Below are 18723 nucleotides of genomic sequence, written 5' to 3' on the forward strand. Positions count from 1 at the left end.
CGGAGAATTAGATGCTAGGGCCGCGGGGGGAATGGGCGCGACCGTCCGCGGTGGGCATTGCCGGGTATTCCTATTCCGGTGCGGTGCTCAGGGGGCGGGGGCCGGTGGCGCGTGGTGCGGCGGCCGGTACCGCGGGTGGGTGGGGCAGTGGGGCTGTCGTCGTGCGGAGGGGGAAGCCCACTTCCACGACTAGTCCGCCCTGTGGCCGTGCGTGCGCGTTCAGGGTCGCCTCGTGGGCCGCGGCGATGGAGCGGACGATGGACAGGCCCAGGCCGTGGTGTCCGTTGTCGGCGGTCCGGCCGATGCGCTGGAACGGCTCGAAGAGACGGCTCACTCCCGCGGGCGGGATCTGCGGGCCCGTGTTGGCGACGCGCACGAAGGCGTGGCCGCCCCGGATGCCGGTCACGACCGTGACCCACCCGTCGGGCACGTTGTACCCCATGGCGTTGTCCACGAGGTTGGCGACGAGGCGTTCGACGAGGGCGTCGTCGCCCCAGATGCAGGCGGGGGCGACGTGCGCTTCGACGCGCAGCTCCCGGCGCTCGGCCTCCTGGCGGGTGCCGAGCAATACGTTGCCGGTCAGCTCGGCCAGGTCCAGGGGCTCTCTGCGGTCGAGGCCGCGTTCGCTGCCGGAGAGGGTCAGGAGCGACTCCAGGAGGCGGGCCTGCTGTTCGCTGAGGGTCAGGAGGCGCTCGAAGTTGGAGCGGAAGGAGTCCACGGTGGCGTCGCGGTCTATCAGGGACTCCTCCAGGAGCGCGTGTTCCACGGTCAGGGGGGTGCGCAGTTCGTGCGCCGCGTTGGCCACGAACCGTTTGTGGGAGTCCAGGGCCGCTTCGAGGCGTCCGAGGAGGCCGTCGACGGTGTCGGCCAGGTCCTTGAGTTCGTCGCCGGGGCCTTCGACAGCGAGCCGTTCGTGCACGTTGTGCGCGGAGATGCGCTGGACGGTGGTGGTGATGGTGCGCAGGGGGCGCAGTACCCGCCCCGCGACCAGCCAGCCGAGGCCTATGGCGAGCACCGCCATGATCGCCAGGGCGATGCCCGACTGGGTCAGCAGGTGCTGCATCTCGGCGGCGTGCTGGCGTACGGCCTGCTGTTGCTGGGCGCGCGCGAAGCTGTCGACCGACCCCGGCATCTCGTCGCCCGTGTACATGTGGACGCCCGCGTCGCCGGGTGAGCCCGAGCCTCCGCGGCGGCTGACGAGGACCGTGTTGGTGGGGCGGTTGACCAGCAGGTAGGTGATGGTGAGCAGGACGGCGCCGGAGATGACGAACAGCAGGCCGTAGAGCAGGGTGAGCCGCATGCGGACCCGTCGGGGCACGAGGCGGGTGACGATTCCGGCTCGGGACAGGGCGGCGCGGGCCGCGCTACGCAGACGCATCGGCATCTCGCTTCCCATCTCACATCTCACATCGTCAGATCCGGTATCCGCCGCGGGGCACGGTCTCGATCACCGGTGGGGAACCGAGCTTCGGCCGCAGCCTGTTGATGGTCGCCTTGACCGTCGTCGTGAACGGATCGGTCGCCTCGTCCCACACCCGCTCCAGGAGCTCCTCGGCGGAGACGACGCGGCCGCGCGCGGCCAGCAGGTATTCGAGGACCGCGAACTCCTTGGGGGTGAGGGCCAGTCGCTGCCCGGCCCGGGTCGCGAGCCGCTGGGCGGGGTCGAGCCGCAGGTCGCCGTGGACGAGGATCGGCGGGACGGCAGGCTGGGCGCGGCGGGCCACCGCCCGGATGCGCGCGACCAGTTCGGCGTACGCGAAGGGTTTGGGAAGGTAGTCGTCGGCGCCGAGGCTGAGCCCTTCCACGCGGTCCGCGATGGTCCCGGACGCGGTGAGCATGAGGACTCTCGTGCGGGCGGGCTCCGCCATCAGGGCCCCGCAGACCTCGTCGCCGTGCACGGTGGGGAGGTCGCGGTCGAGCACCACCACGTCGTAGTCGACGACCGACGCGCGCTCCAGCGCGCCCTCTCCGTCGTAGACGACGTCGACGGCCATGCCTTCCCTGCGCAGCACTCTGGCCACGGAATCCGCCAGTTCGGCCTGGTCCTCGACCACCAGCACCCTCACAGCCCCACCCCCCGATGGATCATGGCTGACAGGATCTCCGAGCGGGGGTCACACAGTGGTCACAGCCCGCCGCCCCGGTTCAAAGACAGGCTCTCAGCGTACCGGCGGGGCGTCCGGACGGGACCGGCGCGGCGGAACGGCATCCGCGACGCGGGGTGCCGCGTCGCGGATGCCGTGGGAGGGGAGGGCTCGACTCAGCCGTGGCCGGGAGGCGGTGGGCCGCCCGGTCCGGGGCCGTGGTGGCCGCCCGGTCCTGGGCCCGGGCCCCCGGGTCCACCAGGCCCACCGGGACCGGCCAGGAAGACGCCCGGTCCGCCGGGGAAGGCGCCGTGCGGGCCGCCCGGCATCGGTCCGCCGGGGCCGCCGGTCAGGACGGGTCCCGGGCCGTGCGGGCCGCCGACCGGCTCGGGAACCGGGGCGTCGCCGTTGTCGGAGGGCTGACGGGAGAACTGCGTGCGGTACAACTCCGCGTACGCGCCCTCCAGTTGCATGAGTTCCTCGTGCGTGCCGCGCTCCTGGACCCGGCCCTTGTCGATGACCAGGATCTGGTCGGCGTCCCTGATGGTGGACAGGCGGTGGGCGATGACCAGCGAGGTGCGGCCCTTCAGGGCGGTTTTCAGGGCCCGTTGGAGTGCCGCCTCGGACTCCGAGTCGAGGTGCGCGGTGGCCTCGTCGAGTACGACGATGGGCGGGGCCTTGAGCAGCAGCCGGGCCATCGCGACGCGCTGCTTCTCGCCGCCGGAGAAGCGGTAGCCGCGGTCGCCGACCACGGTGTCGAAACCGTCGGGCAGCGATTCGATCAGGTCCCAGATCTGCGCCGCCCTGCACGCGTCGATCAGTTCCTGCTCGGTGGCGTCGGGACGGGCGTAGGTGAGGTTGTCGCGGATGGTCGCGTGGAAGAGGTGCGCGTCCTGCGTGACCATGCCGACGGTGTCGTTCAGCGACTGCAGGGTGACGTCACGGATGTCGTGGCCGCCGATCCGGATGACGCCCTCGACCGGGTCGTAGAGGCGCGGCACCAGGTGGGTGATGGTGGTCTTGCCCGCGCCCGACGGGCCGACCAGGGCGGTGAGTTTGCCCGCGGGGACCGTGAAGGTCAGGTCGCGCAGGGTCCAGGTGTTCTGGATGCGCTCCTGCGTGGGCAGGGCGATGGACTCCAGGGAGGCGAGCGAGACGTCCGCGGCCTTCGGGTAGCGGAACGAGACGCCCTCGAAGGTGACCTCCGGTGCCGTGCGGCTGCCGTCGGCGGCCGCCGTGGCCGAGGCGACAGGCAGGGGCACCGCGTTCGGCTTCTCGGAGATCAGCGGCTTCAGGTCGAGGATCTCGAAGAGCCGGTCGAAGCTGACCAGGGCCGTCAGTACGCTCGTCTGGGCGCTGGAGAGCTGGTTGATCGGGCCCATCAGCCGCGTGAGCAGGGTCGCGAGCGCCACCAGGGTGCCGATCTGGAACGTGCCCTCGATGACGAGGGAGCCGCCGATGCCGTACACGAGGGCGGTGGCGATGGCGCCGACGAGCGTCATCGTCAGGAAGAGCATCTTCCCGTAGACGGAGGTCAGAACGCCCAGGTCGCGTCCCTTGCGGGCCAGCCGGGAGAACATGCCCGTCTCGTTGGCGGGGCGGCCGTACAGCTTGGCCAGCAGGGCGCCGGTGACGTTGAAGCGCTCGTTCATGAACGAGCCGACCTCGGCGTTGACCTGCATGTGCTCGCGCATGATCCGCTGCAGCCTGCGGCCCACGATGCGGCCCGGCAGGATGAAGAGCGGGATCACCACGAGGGAGACCAGGGTGACCACCCAGGAGAGGTAGAACATCGCGCCGAGGACCAGCAGCAGGGTCAGCCCGGCGGAGACCACCGTGGACAGCAGTGCCGTGACCGCCTGTTGGGCGCCGACGACGTCGGTATTGAGGCGGCTGACGAGGGACCCGGTCTGGGCGCGGGTGAAGAACGCAAGCGGCTGTCGCTGCACGTGGTCGAAGATCTTGGTGCGCAGGTCGTAGATGAGACCCTCACTGACCCGGCCCGAGTACCAGGCCTCGGCGAAGCCGAAGACGGTGCTCACCAGGGCGAGGACAGCGACCGCCACGGAGATCCACACGACCACCGAGGTGTCCTTGCCGACGATGCCGTCGTCGATGAGGTACTTGAAGAGAATGGGAGTGGCCACCACGTTGCATGCGTTGAGCACGGTGACGACCAGGAGGACGCCTATGTTGAAGCGATACGGTTTCGTATAGGGGAGGATTCGCTTGGCCGTGCCAGGCTTGATTTTCTGCTTGGTCACCGCCTCGTCGGGACCCATCCCCCGCATCAGTACCGGCCCCGGGCCGCCGATCATGGCCACGAAAACCTCCTGTTTTCGTTGTCGTTTCGGTCGGGCAGTGCCTAGCCGGCGGCTTCGAACTTCTCCATCTCATCGATGAGACTCTTGGGACGCATGTCCGTCCAGTTCTCCTCGATGTAGTCCAGGCAGGCCTTGCGGGTGTCTTCGCCGAACACGGCCTTCCACCCTTCCGGGACTTCGGCGAAGGCGGGCCACAGCGAATGCTGGTTCTCGTCGTTGACGAGAACCAGGAAGGTGCCGTTTTCGTCGTCGAACGGGTTCGGCATAACCACTCCGATCAATTTCCGTCGGCAGTCGGCAGGACGTGTTTCACGCTAGCCGTGCGGTTCAGTGGCCGACAAGTCCGTCCAGAAAGCGTGCCGTTCACCGTGGAATTTGAAGAGGTCGTCCCGCGAAGAATCCGGTGATCGCGGAATTCACCGCGGTGGGCCTCTCCAGATATCCGTAGTGGCCACAGCCCGGGATCTCCGTGTAGATGGAGCCTGGAATGCTCTCCGCGACCTCGCGGGACAGGTGCGGGCGGATGACGAGGTCGTCCTGGAATCCGATGACCAGACAACGGCTGGTGATGCCCCGGTACGCGGTCAGGCGGTCGGGGACGAGCTGGAGCCCGAGCTGGCCGCGTACGCCCGTGACGTCCACGGCCGACATCTCGAAGACGGCCAGCCAGTCCCGCAGGCGCTCCTCGTCGTTGAGGGTGCGCGGGGAGAGGTTCTGCAGGGCCTGTACGTAGGCGGCGAAGCGGGGCGGGAGTTTACCTCCGGCGTCGCTGAGTTCCAGGTCGGCGGCGGTCATCGCGGCGGTCAGGGCGTCGGTGCGGCCGCTCGTCGCCATCAGGACGGCCTGGTGGACGAGGTCGGGGCGGGCGAGCAGGAGTTCCTGGACCGCTATCGCACCGAGCGAGTAGCCCACGACCCTGCACGTCCCTTCCCCCAGGTGCTCGATGAGCCCCGCGAGGTCCGCGACCATGTCGGCGAGCGTGAACCCTTCGGGGCACGGATCGCTGGGCGGGATGCCCCGGTTGTCGAGGGTGATCACGCGGTAGCCCGCGACGGTGAGGGCGGGCACCTGGTGGGTCCGCCACATGCGGCCGGGGGCGCCGGTCCCTGTGACCATGACGACCGGCTCGCCGGTGCCGTACTCGTCGTAGCCGAGGCGGGTCCCGTTGATCCGGGCGATCGGCATCGAGGCGTCCCCTCACCCTCGCGGTGTCGCGGCGAACCGGCCGACCTTGTCGATGACGTCCTGGCCGTAGACGCGGAGGGCCTGTTGGAGCGCGAACTCCGCCATGTACGCCCGGAACGCGTCGGGCGGCTCCTCCGCGAGGTTCAGCATCCGCCGGTTGGCGAGCACCGCCTCCCCGTCGAGCCGCGCCAGGCTCGCCTCGACGGCGGCGTCCATCTCCTCGGGCTCCACGACCTCGTCGACGAGCAGCCGCGCGTCGGGCTCGGCCGCCCTGATCCTGCGGCCCTCCAGGATGACCTGGCGGGAGAGGCGCGGCCCCACGTACCGGCCGAACCGGAAGTTGGCGACGCCGGGGATGATCCCCTCCTTCGCCGCGGGGAGGCTGAGGTAGGCGTCGGATGCGGCGAGCACGTGATCGCAGACCAGCAGGATCTGGGTGCCGCCCCCGATGGCGAATCCGTCGACGGCGGCGACCCACGGCTTCTCCACGAAGGGTGAGTGCCACTGCCCGGGGTGGTCGGTCCGGATGCCGCGCACGAGCTTCTGGAGGTAGCCGAGCTCGCGGCGCAGCAGGAAGCCGACCAGCGGGATGTCTCCGGAGCTGAGGCTCTTGAGGTCGATGCCCGCGCTGAACACGCGTCGCCCGCGATGGCGCGGATGGCTCATCTCCCCGCCGCGCACCAGCCCGACCCGGACGGCCGGGTCGAGCAGCGCGAGGTCGACGGCGGTCTCCATGTCGTCGACCTGACGGACGTCCTCGGCGTTCAGGCGGTCGTCCCGACACATGGTCAGGCGTGCCACGCCGTCCTCGCCCCGCTCGACGCGCACCGACTCCATCTGCACCACGCCGGTACGGGCGAACTCGTCCAGGAGTCCCAGGGCGCGGGGAGTGGGCCGGAGCATGGCGTCGAGCAGGTGGGGTCCCGCGGCCGCCGAACGGAGCACGGCCCGCACGAAGATGCCCTGGTCGATCTCGTGTCCCTCCTTGGCCGCCTGCGGTTTGCTCCGCTCGGCCGCGAGCAGGCCCGCGTCGGGCACCAGGCCCGGGAACTCGACGGCGGCGGCGGCCAAGAGCGCGTCGATGCGCGGGGACTCGGCGCGGCCCGCGGTCAGCCGGTCGTACACGGCGTCCACGGACGCGTCGAGGAAGGCGACCCGCAGTGCGCGCGCCGCGTCCTTCGCCTCGGCGATCGCGGCGCGCTGCTCGGGAGTGCGCGAAGGCGGCTCCGGCAGCGCGGCCACCAGTTCCTCGACGCGGGCCGGGGCGCCGGACGACGTGACGAGATCGGACCAGAGGTCCCGTACGGAGACGCGCCGGGGCTCGGTCGTGTGCCGCTGCCCCGGCAGGACCGCCGTCATGAGGCCGCCACCTCCGGTCCCGCGCCCTGCCGCAGGGCGCGGTCGCAGGCCGCGAGGTGCGCGCCGAGCGCGTCCTCGAAGCCGGTGGTCGCGGCGTCGAACATCAACTGCCGCCGGATCGCGACCTCTTTGCCGGACACCCCGCCGCCGAGCTCGGACACGGCCGCCACCGCGGCCGCGGGATCGTCCGTCAGCTCGTCCACGATGCCGAGCACCAGTGCCTCGGCGGCCTCGACCGGACGCCCGAACAGGAGCGCCTTGCGGATCCGGGCGACACCGGCGAGCCGGACCAGGCGGTAGCCCGCCATGCCGGGCCAGGTCGCGGTCGCGTCGCGCGGGAGCAGCAGCCGGGTGTCCGGGGCCGCGACGCGGACGTCGGCGGCCAGGAAGGCTTCGAGGGCGGTCCCGCCGCAGTCGCCGCGGGCCACCGCGACCGTCGCCACGGGCAGCCGCTCCAGGCGGCGCAGCGCCCGCTCCCACTTGGTGACCAGCATGATGTCGAGGCCTTCGGCCCAGTCGCCGTCCGGCGCGCCGGTGACGTGGACGGCCACGACGGGGCGGCCTCCCCTGTCCTCGGTCCGGTCGCAGAGGGCGCCGACCGCCTTGACGGCCGCGGCCGACAGCGGCTCGGAGCCGTCGAGCTCCAGTGCGTACAGAGGTCCCGGTTCCATGATCCCTTCCGTCCTCACCATCGGTCCGTCCTCACCATCGGTCGGTCCTCACCATCGGATCAGCGCCGTCTCGATCGTGGAGCCCGGGCCCATGGTCATGAGCACTCCGTACTCGCCGGGCCGTGTGACGCCCTCTTCGAGGAGACGTTCGTACGAGAACAGGAACGAGCCGCTGGACACGTTCCCGTGGTCGCGCAGCACACCGACGGTGTGGCGCACGTCGTGGCGGGTCAGTCCGAGGTTGACCACGACCGCGTCGATCACCTTCTTGCCCCCGGAGTGCACCAGCCAGTGCCGGATGTCGCTCCTGCGCAGGCCGGTGCCCGTCAGCAGCCGGTCGACGACCAGTTCGGCGTGCGCGCCCACCACGTACGGGATCTGCGGGTCGAGGAAGAAGCTGAACCTGCTCTGGGTGCGGTCCCAGTCGTAGCGCATGGCGTCGACCGCTTCGGGGATGACGCAGCTGGCGAACTTCAGGACGGAAGGGGCCTCGTCCTTCGCCAGGGCAAGAGCGGGGGCGTCCCCCGCCAGCAGCGCCACGGCCGCCGCCCCGTCGCCGAACAGGCTGTTCACGACCGCCGTCCGCATCGTCGAGTCCATCGTGTAGGCCGCGGAGCACGCCTCAACGCAGAGCACGACGGCGAGTTCGCCGGGGTGGGCCGTGGACCAGCCCGCCACCACACCCAGGGCGTTGAGGCCCGCGTTGCAGCCCATGCCGACGATGTCGGTCCTCGAGCAGTGGCGGTCGATCCCCAGTTCGCGGATGAGCAGGGCGCTGATGCCGGGCACGAGCAGCCCGGTGGAGGTCACGCAGCACAGGTGGCGGAGGTCGGAGAGTTCGGCCCCGGCTTCCTTCAGGCAGGCGCGCAGGGCCTCGCCGCCCATCTCCAGGGCCAGTGCCTTGTGTTTGTCGAGCAGGTCGCCCTGGGGCTCGGGGGTGCGGACGCCGTGGCCGTCCTCCGCCGGAAGGGCGAGGTTGCGGCGCTCGATCGCGCTGTTGAGGAAGACCGAGCGCACTTTGGGGTCGGTGATGCCGAAGGCGTCGAGCACCTCCTGCTGAGAGTAGGACGCGGCGGTCACGGCCGTGCCCACTCCGACGATGCGGGGGCGGGTGACCGCGGTGGCGGTGGCCGCTGACGTCCGGACTTCGTCGACTATGCCGGGTATACCGGGCGGTGCGAGGTCAGTGGTCATCGGAAGGTCCACCCCCACATGCGTGGTTTGCTGCGCGGATGCTGCATGGCGCTGGTGCCGGTCACGGCCCTGTCCCCTTCTTCGGTCGAGGTCGAGGTGTCGTTCTCTTCGGTCGAGGTGTCGTCAGGTGGTGCGCGCGCTCTCGGACTCGATGAACCGCACGAGCCGCGCGGCGCCCTCCTTGATCTGGGCGGGCGTCAGATAGCTGGTCGACAGGCGGATGCCGTGCAGGCCGCCACCGCCAGGATGGAAGTACGTCATCGGCGTCCAGATGACGCCGAAGCCCTGTGCCGAGCGGATCAACGCGGCGTTGTCCGCGCGGAAGGGCACCCGCAGGGTGAGGAAGAAGCCTCCGGTGGGTTCGTTCCACCGCACCCCCAGGGCCTCCCGCCGCTCCGCGGGCAGGTGTGCGTCGAGCTCCCTGAGCGTGGCCCGCATGGCGTCGCCGTAGTACGCGGACGCCGCCTTGTTGAGCTCGGAGACCTTGCCGTCGGCCGCGAGGAGCGTGCCCGCCACGGCTGCCTGGCTGAGTGACGAGGTGTTGACCGTCACCATGCTCTTGATCTTGGCGAGGTCGTCCGCGAGCAGGCCGGTGCGGCCCGAATCGTCGGCGACGGGCTGGTCGGCGACCACGAAGCCGACGCGGGCCCCGGGGAACACCGTCTTGGAGAAGGAGCCGATGTGGACGACCGAGTGCGCGCGGTCCTGGGACTTCAGCGTCGGCAGCGGCGGGCCCGGGCTGACCAGACGGTAGGGGCTGTCCTCCAGGATCAGGATGCCGTGCCGGGCGGCGAGTTCGAGGAGGTCCGCGCGTGCCTGCGGCCCCATGGTGGTCCCGGACGGGTTCGAGTGGTCGGGGACGACGTAGAAGGCACGGGGCCTGCGTCCGCGGGCCCGCTCGTTCCTGATCGCCGCCTCCAGGTCCGCGCAGGACACGCCGTCCTCCCGCTCCTCCACGGGGGTCACGGCGACGTCCAGCAGACGGGCGGCGCCGGTGATGCCCACGTAGCAGGGGCTGGACACCAGGAGCACGTCGTCGGGGCCGGTGATCAGGGCGCGCAGCACGAGGAGCATGGCCTCCTGCGCGCCGACCGTCACCACGATGGACTCGGCCGGTACGTCGATGTTCTCGTCGGCGCGCAGCGCGTCGGCGATGATCTCGCGGATCAGGCCCGCGGTGGGCCCGTACTGGTACATGGCGGTGCGCACCTGCTGAGGTGAACTCCCCTGCTCCGCGAGGTGGTTCAGGTAGCGGCGCAGATGGGTGAAGATCTGCTCGCTGTCGAAGAAGCCGTCGTAGGGGCGCCCCGGCGCGAAGGAGATCGCCTCGGGGTAGCGGGTGGTGATCTCGTTGAGGAACGTCATCGTGTCCAGGACCGGGTCGGACACGCTGGCGTGCAGTTCGGCCCTGCGCAGCGGCCGCGCGACGGGCGGCGGCGCCGCGTCCGCCGGGCGGGGCCCGGTGCGGACCAGGCCGGGGCCGATGTCCGCGACCGTGGCGGTGCCGGTGAACGTCATCGCCTCCCCCAGTTCCCGGACGAGGGCGTCCAGCACCTCGGCCACTCCCGCGCGCCCCCCGGCCCGCAGCCCGTGCAGGACCGGGCGACCCGCGAACACCGCGTCGGCGCCGGAGGCGACCGCGGTCAGCACGTCGGCGCCGCGCCGGATGCCGCCGCTCAGCAGGACGGGGCAGCGGCCCGCCAGGGTCTCCGCGATCCCGGGGAGCGCGTCGAGGGAGGTGACCACGATGCCGTCGGCGCCGCTGTCCAGGGCGCGCTGCGCGTCGGTCGCGGTGCGCACTCCGGCGACGAGCAGCGGCAGGGCGGTGGCGGCGCGCAGGCGGTCCACGTCGGCCCAGTCGGCGTGAGCGTCGAGGAGGTTCCGTACGTCGCTCAGCGGCTCGTTCCGCGCCAGGTTGGCGGGGGCTGCGACCTTCAGGCGGACGTCGTCGCGGCTGCCGAGCGCGAGGAGTACGGCCCCGAACCCGGCGTCCTCGGCGCGTGCGGCGAGCTGTCGCCCGGTGTCGTGGTCCTGGAAGGCGTAGGTGCGCAGCCAGGGCGGGACGTCGGTGGCGGAGCCGAGCTCGGCGAAGGTCCGTTCGGCGAAGGCGCCGACCAGGCAGGGCAGTTGGGCCGCGCCCGCGGAGCGGACGACGGCGAGTTCGCCGCCGGGCCTGGCGGGTGCGGAGAGCGGCCCGACGACGAGTGGCGCCGACCAGACGCGGTCGAGGATCTTCACGGTGGTGTCGGGCGGCCCGGGGGTCCCCCTGCCGCCCTGCCGCAGTCCCCTGCGTTCGAACGCCTCGCGGTTCGCGGCCGATGCGCCGCCTTCGGCCACGGAGTGTTCGGGTCCTTCGGCCGTCTGTTCCGGCATGAATGTCTCCCAGGCGTCCGGAAGTTATCGGGAAAGGGTCATCCGTCGCTCAGAGTCACACGGTTCTCGACGGTCCACCAACGCGTCCAACCGGCCGATACGCACACTTGGACAGGCACGGACATGCGCGGACACGCACGGACACGCTTGAACATGCCCGTCGGTGGTCACTGTGGGCGACGGCCGGATCGGACCGTGCCCGCGAGCGTCGCGCCACCGAGGCCCTGTTCGCCGCCCCGTTCGCCGCCTTGTTCCCGTACGACATCCCAGCCCCCGGCATCGAGTGCGGCCACGAGCCGGTCGGCGGTGCGCGGCGGTACGCCGAAGCGTACGGCGAACGAAGACCCGTCCGCGCCCTCGACACAGGCGTCGTCCGCGGCGACCCCCAGATCGGCCACGGCGGCCAGCAGCCGCGCCAGTTCTCCGGGACGGTCCGCGACGGCGACCCGCACCCGCGGGTCGCCGGGTGAGGCGCCGGGCCTGGCGTCCGGGATCTCCGCGAGGCCGGAGATGCCCCGGTCGAGCAGGTCCACGAGGGTGCGCATGCCGAGGTCGCGCTCGCTGCCGCCGGGCCTGGCCAGCGCGTCCAGGGCAGGTACGAGGCGGGAGAGGTCCGTGTGCAGATCCTTCAGGACCCCGGCGATCGCCGGGGCGTTGGCCTGGAGGATGTCGCCCCACAGCCGCGAGTCGCCGCCCGCGATCCGGGTGGCGTCGCGCAGGCCCTGCCCGGCGAGGCTCGGCAGGTCCGCCGGGCCCTCGCGCAGCCTTGCGGCCATCAGACTGGCCATCAGATGCGGCACGTGGGAGGTCACGGCGACCGCGGCGTCGTGGTCCTGACTGCGCATCACGATCGGGACGGCCTCACACAGGGCGACCAGTTCCAGAGCCCGGTCGAAGGCGACGTCCGAGCTCAGCCGGGAAGGGGTGAGCACCCAGTTGCGGCCCCGGAAGAGGTCGGCACGGGCCGCGAGCGGGCCCGAGCGCTCCCGGCCCGCCAGCGGATGCCCGCCGACGTAGCGGTGCGGGTCGGGGGCGCGGCTCAGGGCGGCCCGCTCCGGCTCGGCCTTCACGGACGCCACGTCGGTGTAGCTGTCGGCGAGCCCGCGCTCCTGCGCCTCGGCGAGCACGGCGCCCACCTGGCTGGGCGGGACGGCGATCACGGCCAGGTCCACCGGTGCCGCCGGTGCGCTCACCAGTCCGGCGCCGAGGGCGGCGGCCGTGCGGGCCGCCGCGGCATCGCGGTCGGACAGGAACACCGTCACGCCCCGTCGGCTCACCGCCAGCGCGACGGAGGTGCCGATCAGGCCCGTACCGATGACGGCCATGGTGCGCATCACTAGTCATCCCCCGTTCGAAAGGCCACCGACCATAAACGGAAAGGCCCGTCGATTTTACGGGCGGGATCGCACCCTCCATTTTCCCGTCGACTTCTTGGACAGTGCCCTGCTTGGACAGTCAATCCTTGGACACCAAATCCGGCGTCCATATCGCAGATAGCCAGATGCGAGATCGGATCGTAGAGTCCAGAAGCTCATTTATCTCCGGATCTGGAGACACTCATGAGGGATTTATCGGAATCAGCAGAATCAACGGATCCGCTCGCCGATCTCTCCATCGACTACGTGGAGATGTACGTCGAGGACGTGGACGCGGCAGCCGCCCACTGGACCGACCGGTACGCCTTCACGGTGGTCGGCACCAGCGCCTCGGCGGAGCACCGCGGCATCACCGTGCGGCACGGGCAGATCACGCTCGTCCTGACGCAGGCGACGTCCGAGCTGCATCCCGCGTCCGCGTACGTGATGACGCACGGGGACGGCATCGCGGACATCGCCCTGCGCACCGCCGACCCGGAGGCCGCCTTCCATGCGGCGCTCGCGCGCGGCGCCGTGGCGCACCGCCATCCGCAGCCGCGGACGAACGACCGTCCCGCCGTGTCCGCGTCGCTCCGCGGATTCGGGGACCTGGTCCACACACTCGTCCGGCGCGGCCCCGACGAGGGCGCCGGACTTCCGGTGGGCCACGTGCCGGTGGAGAGCACGGGCTCGAACACCGAACAGCCGGACGCGGTGGGCCTGTTGGAGCTCGACCACGTCGCGGTCTGCCTGCCCGCGGGCGACCTCGACGCGATGGTCGCGTACTACCGCGACGCCCTGGGCTTCCGGTTCGTCTTCGAGGAACACATCGTCGTCGGCACACAGGCCATGGAGTCGAAGGTCGTGCAGAGCCGGTCCGGCACGGTGACCCTGACCCTCATCGAGCCCGACACCTCGGCCGCCACGGGCCAGATCGACGAGTTCCTCAAGGGCCACCAGGGCGCGGGCGTCCAGCACCTGGCGTTCTCCTCGCGGGACGCGGTGGCTTCGGTGCGGACCCTGTCCGAGCGCGGCGTCTCGTTCCTGCGCACCCCGTCGTCGTACTACGACCTGCTCGGCCGGCGCGTGGCGCTCGGCGAGGAGCGGCTGGCCGACCTTCGCTCGACGCACGTGCTCGCGGACGAGGACCACGACGGGCGGCTCTTCCAGATCTTCACCGCCTCGACCCACCCGCGGAAGACCCTGTTCTTCGAGGTCATCGAGCGCCAGGGGGCCGCGACCTTCGGCAGCGCGAACATCAAGGCGCTGTACGAGGCCGTGGAGCTGGAGCGGACCAAGCAGCGTGGATTCGACCAGCGCTAGCGTGCGGACGGACAGCATCGAGGACCTCCACTGCCTGGCCGACGCCGAACGCGCCGCCGCCTCGGTGCTGCCCGCCGCCGTCCGCGACTTCGTGGCGGGGGGCAGCGGCGCCGAGGTGACGCTCGACGCCAACCGCGCGGCCCTGGACCGGGTCTTCGTCGTCCCGCGCGTCCTCCGGGACGTGTCGCGGTGCTCGACGGGCACCACGCTGCTCGGGCGTCCGGCCCGGCTGCCCCTCGCGGTCGCGCCGGTCGCCTACCAGCGGCTGCTGCACCCCGAGGGGGAGCTGGCCGCCGCCCGGGCGGCGAAGGCGGCAGGGGCGCCGTTCACCGCGAGCACCCTCAGCAGCGTCCCCGTCGAACGGCTCACCGCGATCGGCGGATCCGTCTGGTTCCAGCTCTACTGGCTGCGGGAGCCAGGGCGCTCCCTCGACCTGGTCCGCCGGGCCGAGGACGCGGGTGCGGAAGCCATCATGCTCACGGTAGACGTGCCGTGGATGGGGCGGCGCCTGCGCGACGTGCGCAATCGGTTCGCGCTGCCGGAACAGGTGCGCGCCGCGCACCTCGCGGCGGGCCCGACCGCGGCCCACCGGCAGCCCTCCGATGCCGCGTCCGCGCTGGCCGCGCACACCGAGGCGGCGTTCTCCCCCGCTCTGACGTGGTCGTCGGTGGCGGCGCTGCGGGAGCGCACCCGGCTGCCGCTCGCGCTGAAGGGGGTCCTCGCGGCCGAGGACGCCGGGCGCGCCGTCGAGTGCGGGGTGGACGCCGTGGTGGTGTCCAACCACGGCGGCCGCCAGTTGGACGGCGCCGTCCCGAGCGTCGACGCGCTGCCGGAGGTGGTGGCGGCGACGGCAGGGAACTGCGAGGTCCTGCTGGACAGCGGGGTCCGCAGCGGTACGGACGTGCTCAGGGCGCTTGCCCTCGGCGCGTCCGGCGTCCTGGTGGGCAGGCCCGCGCTCTGGGGTCTCGCCGTGGGCGGCGAGAGCGGGGTGCGGCGGGTCCTCGACCTGCTGGCGGACGAGTTCCGGGACGCCTTGGGCCTCGCCGGTTGCGCGGATGTGGCCGCCGCGCGGGAACTGCGCACGGTGCGGCGCGACGGCTGAGACGAATTCACGCGTCCCCAGGGAATTCAGGAGCCGGGTCCGCACCGGTCTTTTGCATTCGCTGTGGACCGTTTGGTTCGCGTACGAAAACACTACCGCCGGAATGCCGATTGGCAGGGGCATGAGCAGGCGGCCTAGAATCGGGGAGTTTGCCCCCGAGCCGCGTACGGAGCCCCGCCCATGCACAGCCCTCACGATCCGTTCGTACGCGTCCGAGGTGCCAGGGAGCACAACCTCCAGGGCGTCGACGTGGACATTCCGCGCGATGTCCTCGCCGTCTTCACGGGCGTGTCCGGCTCGGGCAAGTCCTCGCTCGCGTTCGGGACGATCTACGCCGAGGCGCAGCGGCGGTACTTCGAGTCCGTCGCCCCTTACGCCCGGCGCCTCATCCACCAGGTGGGTGCGCCGAAGGTAGGCGAGATCACCGGCCTGCCGCCCGCGGTCTCGCTGCAGCAGCGCCGCTCGGCACCGACCTCCCGCTCCTCCGTGGGCACGGTCACCACCCTCTCCAACTCCCTGCGGATGCTCTTCTCCCGCGCGGGCCGCTACCCGGAGGGCGCCGAGCGGCTCGACTCGGACGCCTTCTCGTCGAACACGGCGGCCGGTGCCTGCCCCGAGTGCCACGGTCTGGGCCGCGTCCACCGCACCACCGAGGAGCTGCTCGTCCCCGACCCGTCGCTGTCCGTCCGCGAGGGCGCCATCGCGGCCTGGCCCGGCGCGTGGCAGGGCAAGAACCTCCGCGACGTGCTGGACACCCTGGGGTACGACGTGGACCGGCCGTGGCGCGAGCTGCCGCAGGAGGACCGCGACTGGATCCTGTTCACGGACGAGCAGCCGGTCGTGACCGTGCACCCGGTGCGTGAGGCGGGCCGCATCCACCGCCCCTACCAGGGCACTTACATGAGCGCCCGGCGCTATGTGCTGAAGACCTTCTCGGACTCCAAGAGCCAGACGCTGCGCGCCAAGGCCGAGCGGTTCCTGGCGAGTGCGCCCTGCCCGGCGTGCGGCGGGAGCAGGCTCCGTCCGGAGGCGATGGCGGTGACGTTCGCGGGCCGCACGATCGCCGAGCTCGCCGCGCTGCCGCTGTCGGAGCTCGCCGACACCCTGGCCGGTGCGGCGGACTCGTCGGAGACGGCGCGCGTCCTGACCGAGGACCTGCTCGCCCGCATCGCGACCGTCACCGAGCTCGGCCTCGGCTACCTCAGCCCGGACCGCGCCACGCCCACCCTGTCGGCGGGCGAACTGCAGCGCCTGCGCCTCGCGACCCAGCTCCGCTCGGGGCTCTTCGGCGTGGTGTACGTCCTCGACGAGCCATCGGCAGGGCTCCATCCGGCGGACACGGAGGCCCTGTTGACGGTCCTCGACCGGCTCAAGGCGGCGGGCAACTCGGTCTTCGTGGTGGAGCACCACCTCGACGTCGTGCGGCACGCGGACTGGCTCGTCGACGTCGGGCCGCAGGCGGGCGAGCACGGCGGGCGGGTCCTGCACAGCGGTCCGGTGGCAGAGCTTGAGGCCGTGCAGGAGTCGGCGACGGGCCACTTCCTCTTCGACCGGGCAGCCACACCGGTACGCGAAGTGCGCACTGCCCAAAGCTGGTTGAAGGTCGGCCCGGTGACCCGGCACAACTTGCGCGGGGTGACGGCGGAGATCCCGCTCGGCGCCTTCACGGCCGTCACGGGCGTGTCGGGTTCGGGCAAGTCCACGCTCGTCGGCGAGATCACCGAGGAGCTGCCGGGAGTCGAACGGCTGGTCTGTGTCGACCAGAAGCCGATCGGGCGCACCCCGCGCTCCAACCTCGCCACCTACACCGGGCTCTTCCACGTCGTGCGCAAGGTGTTCGCGGCGACGGACACGGCGCGGGAACGCGGCTACGGCGTCGGCCGCTTCTCCTTCAACGTGGCGGGCGGGCGCTGCGAGACCTGCCAGGGCGAGGGCTTCGTCAGCGTCGAGCTGCTCTTCCTGCCGAGCACCTACGCACCGTGCCCGGACTGTGCGGGCGCCCGCTACAACCCCGAGACGCTCGAAGTGACGTACCAGGGAAGGAACATCGCGGAGGTGCTCGACCTGACCGTCGAGGCCGCCGCGGACTTCTTCGCCGACAACCCGCCCGTCGTACGCAGCCTGCGCACGCTCCTCGACGTCGGCCTCGGCTATCTGCGACTCGGCCAGCCCGCCACGGAACTGTCCGGCGGCGAGGCCCAACGCATCAAACTGGCCAGCGAGTTGCAGCGGGTCAGGCGCGGCCACACGCTCTACCTCCTGGACGAGCCGACGACCGGCCTGCACCCCGCCGACGTCGAGGTTCTCACCCACCGCCTGCACGAACTGGTCGACGGCGGCAACTCGGTGGTCGTCGTCGAGCACGACATGGCAGTGGTCGCGGGTGCGGACTGGGTGATCGATCTGGGGCCCGGCGGCGGCGACCGGGGCGGGCGCGTCGTGGCGGCGGGCACTCCTGGTGAGGTGGCACGCGCGGAGGGCAGTCGCACCGCGCCGTACCTCGCACGGGCGCGGGAGGGGGGCGCGGGGGCCGAACGGGGCTGAAACACCGCCTTGTGGCGACCGGCGGGCTCGGCCGATCCTGACGCAACACGAGTTGCCAACACGTATTGCCCAGGCGAATTGCACACCCCGACTGCATGTCCGCACTGCACATCCGCATTGCGCGCCCGAATTGCCCCTGCGTATCGCCCACTCATGTGAGGCAGGTCCGGCATGGCAACACGGCAGGACGTGGCCCGGCTCGCGGGCACGTCGCCCTCGGTCGTCAGCTATGTGGTGAACAACGGGCCGCGGTCCGTCGCGCCCGCCACCAGGGAGCGCGTCCTCGCGGCCGTGCGGGCGCTCGACTACCGCCCCAACGGGGTCGCCAGGTCGCTGCGCATGCGCCAGACGATGACGCTCGGCCTGGTCGTGCCGGACGCGGCGAACCCGTTCTTCGCCGAGCTGGCCCGCGCCCTGGAGGACCATGCCTGGGCGGCGGGCTACACCCTGCTCGTGGGCAACAGCGTGGACGACGCCGGGCGCGAGGCGGGCTATCTGCGCACGTTCCTCGACCGGCGGGTCGACGGACTCGTCCTGATCCCCTCGCAGGGCGACCGGCCCTGGCGCGCCGAACTGGCCCGCTCCGGCGTGGCCCGGCTGGTCCTCGACCGCGAGCTGGACGGCGTGGCCGCCTCGCACGTCCTGGCCGACAACCGGGGTGGTGCCGTCGAGGCCACCTTGCACCTGCTGGCCCACGGGCGGCGGCGCATCGGGTGCGTCGCGGGGCCCGCGGGCATCCATCCGACCGTGGACCGGGTCGCGGGCTGGCGGGCGGCCACGGCCGAGGCCGGTCTGGGCGACCCGCCACTGCTGCACGGCTCGTTCGACCGTCTCGCGGGCTACCGCTCGGGCCTCGCCCTGCTGTCCAGGGACCGACGCCTCGACGCCCTCTTCGTCACCTGCGACACCCAGGCGGCGGGGGTGATACGTGCGGCGAGCGAACTCGGCATCAGGGTCCCCGACGACCTCGCGCTGGTCGCGTTCGACGGCATCGCGGCCGCAGCGTACACAACTCCGGCGCTGTCCACGATGCGCCAGCCGTTCGAGGAGCTCGGCCGCACCGCGGTGCGGCGGCTGCTGGCCCAGGTCCGGGACCCCGGCCTCGCGCCCACCCGTGACGTGCTGCCGGTGACGCTGCTCGCCCGCGGCTCGTGCGGCTGCCCGGACCCCGCGGGCGGCATGCCGTGAACGCCCGACCATCCCCCCACC

The 18723-nt window shown here is 71.8% G+C and carries 14 protein-coding genes and 1 pseudogene; 4 read left to right on the forward strand and 11 right to left on the reverse strand.

Annotated elements, in window-relative coordinates:
- Nucleotides 1–70: 70 nt before the first annotated feature.
- From AC068B_RS31850 to AC068B_RS31900, 11 genes and pseudogenes are all read right to left on the reverse strand, one after another.
- Nucleotides 71–1378, reverse strand: coding sequence for a sensor histidine kinase (locus AC068B_RS31850; RefSeq protein ID WP_478675004.1), 1308 nt, complete (start codon nucleotides 1376–1378; stop codon nucleotides 71–73).
- Between the two features lie 34 nt (nucleotides 1379–1412).
- Nucleotides 1413–2066: a response regulator transcription factor gene (locus AC068B_RS31855; protein ID WP_478675005.1), complete on the reverse strand. Its 654-nt coding sequence runs from the start codon at nucleotides 2064–2066 to the stop codon at nucleotides 1413–1415.
- A 194-nt stretch (nucleotides 2067–2260) separates the two neighbouring features.
- Nucleotides 2261–4402 carry an ABC transporter ATP-binding protein gene (locus AC068B_RS31860; protein ID WP_478675110.1) on the reverse strand — a complete coding sequence of 714 codons (2142 nt, stop codon included), beginning with the start codon at nucleotides 4400–4402 and terminating at the stop codon, nucleotides 2261–2263.
- Between the two features lie 47 nt (nucleotides 4403–4449).
- Nucleotides 4450–4674 carry an MbtH family protein gene (locus AC068B_RS31865; RefSeq protein WP_356267385.1) on the reverse strand — a complete coding sequence of 75 codons (225 nt, stop codon included), beginning with the start codon at nucleotides 4672–4674 and terminating at the stop codon, nucleotides 4450–4452.
- 97 nt (nucleotides 4675–4771) lie between these two features.
- Complete coding sequence (locus AC068B_RS31870; RefSeq protein ID WP_478675006.1) at nucleotides 4772–5593, reverse strand: alpha/beta fold hydrolase; 822 nt, start codon at nucleotides 5591–5593, stop codon at nucleotides 4772–4774.
- 12 nt (nucleotides 5594–5605) lie between these two features.
- Entirely contained in the window at nucleotides 5606–6952 is a 1347-nt protein-coding gene (gene dpgC / locus AC068B_RS31875; protein ID WP_478675007.1) for a (3,5-dihydroxyphenyl)acetyl-CoA 1,2-dioxygenase DpgC, read from the reverse strand.
- Nucleotides 6949–7623 (reverse strand): enoyl-CoA-hydratase DpgB, encoded by a 675-nt coding sequence (gene dpgB, locus AC068B_RS31880; protein ID WP_478675008.1) that lies wholly within the window; start codon nucleotides 7621–7623, stop codon nucleotides 6949–6951. The genes dpgC and dpgB overlap by 4 nt, the downstream gene beginning before the upstream one ends.
- A gap of 48 nt (nucleotides 7624–7671) precedes the next feature.
- Nucleotides 7672–8817 carry a 3,5-dihydroxyphenylacetyl-CoA synthase DpgA gene (gene dpgA, locus AC068B_RS31885; RefSeq protein ID WP_478675009.1) on the reverse strand — a complete coding sequence of 382 codons (1146 nt, stop codon included), beginning with the start codon at nucleotides 8815–8817 and terminating at the stop codon, nucleotides 7672–7674.
- A gap of 123 nt (nucleotides 8818–8940) precedes the next feature.
- Complete coding sequence (locus AC068B_RS31890; RefSeq protein WP_478675111.1) at nucleotides 8941–10335, reverse strand: aminotransferase-like domain-containing protein; 1395 nt, start codon at nucleotides 10333–10335, stop codon at nucleotides 8941–8943.
- A 6-nt stretch (nucleotides 10336–10341) separates the two neighbouring features.
- A pseudogene (locus AC068B_RS31895) lies at nucleotides 10342–11190 on the reverse strand (alpha-hydroxy acid oxidase); the annotation flags it as partial.
- Between the two features lie 167 nt (nucleotides 11191–11357).
- Nucleotides 11358–12524 carry a prephenate dehydrogenase gene (locus tag AC068B_RS31900; RefSeq protein ID WP_478675010.1) on the reverse strand — a complete coding sequence of 389 codons (1167 nt, stop codon included), beginning with the start codon at nucleotides 12522–12524 and terminating at the stop codon, nucleotides 11358–11360.
- 225 nt (nucleotides 12525–12749) lie between these two features.
- Here AC068B_RS31900 and hppD point away from each other — a divergent pair, with 225 nt between their 5' ends.
- The 4 genes from hppD (at nucleotide 12750) to AC068B_RS31920 (ending at nucleotide 18702) form a co-directional block, all read left to right on the forward strand.
- Entirely contained in the window at nucleotides 12750–13868 is a 1119-nt protein-coding gene (gene hppD, locus AC068B_RS31905; RefSeq protein ID WP_478675011.1) for a 4-hydroxyphenylpyruvate dioxygenase, read from the forward strand.
- 1 nt (nucleotide 13869) lies between these two features.
- On the forward strand, nucleotides 13870–14970 hold the full coding sequence (locus AC068B_RS31910; protein ID WP_478675012.1) for an alpha-hydroxy acid oxidase: 1101 nt from the start codon (nucleotides 13870–13872) through the stop codon (nucleotides 14968–14970).
- 180 nt (nucleotides 14971–15150) lie between these two features.
- Nucleotides 15151–17514 carry an ATP-binding cassette domain-containing protein gene (locus AC068B_RS31915; RefSeq protein ID WP_478675013.1) on the forward strand — a complete coding sequence of 788 codons (2364 nt, stop codon included), beginning with the start codon at nucleotides 15151–15153 and terminating at the stop codon, nucleotides 17512–17514.
- A 171-nt stretch (nucleotides 17515–17685) separates the two neighbouring features.
- Entirely contained in the window at nucleotides 17686–18702 is a 1017-nt protein-coding gene (locus AC068B_RS31920) for a LacI family DNA-binding transcriptional regulator (RefSeq protein WP_478675014.1), read from the forward strand.
- Nucleotides 18703–18723: the final 21 nt, after the last annotated feature.

The sequence above is a fragment of the Streptomyces sp. NPDC042371 genome (assembly GCF_056437465.1).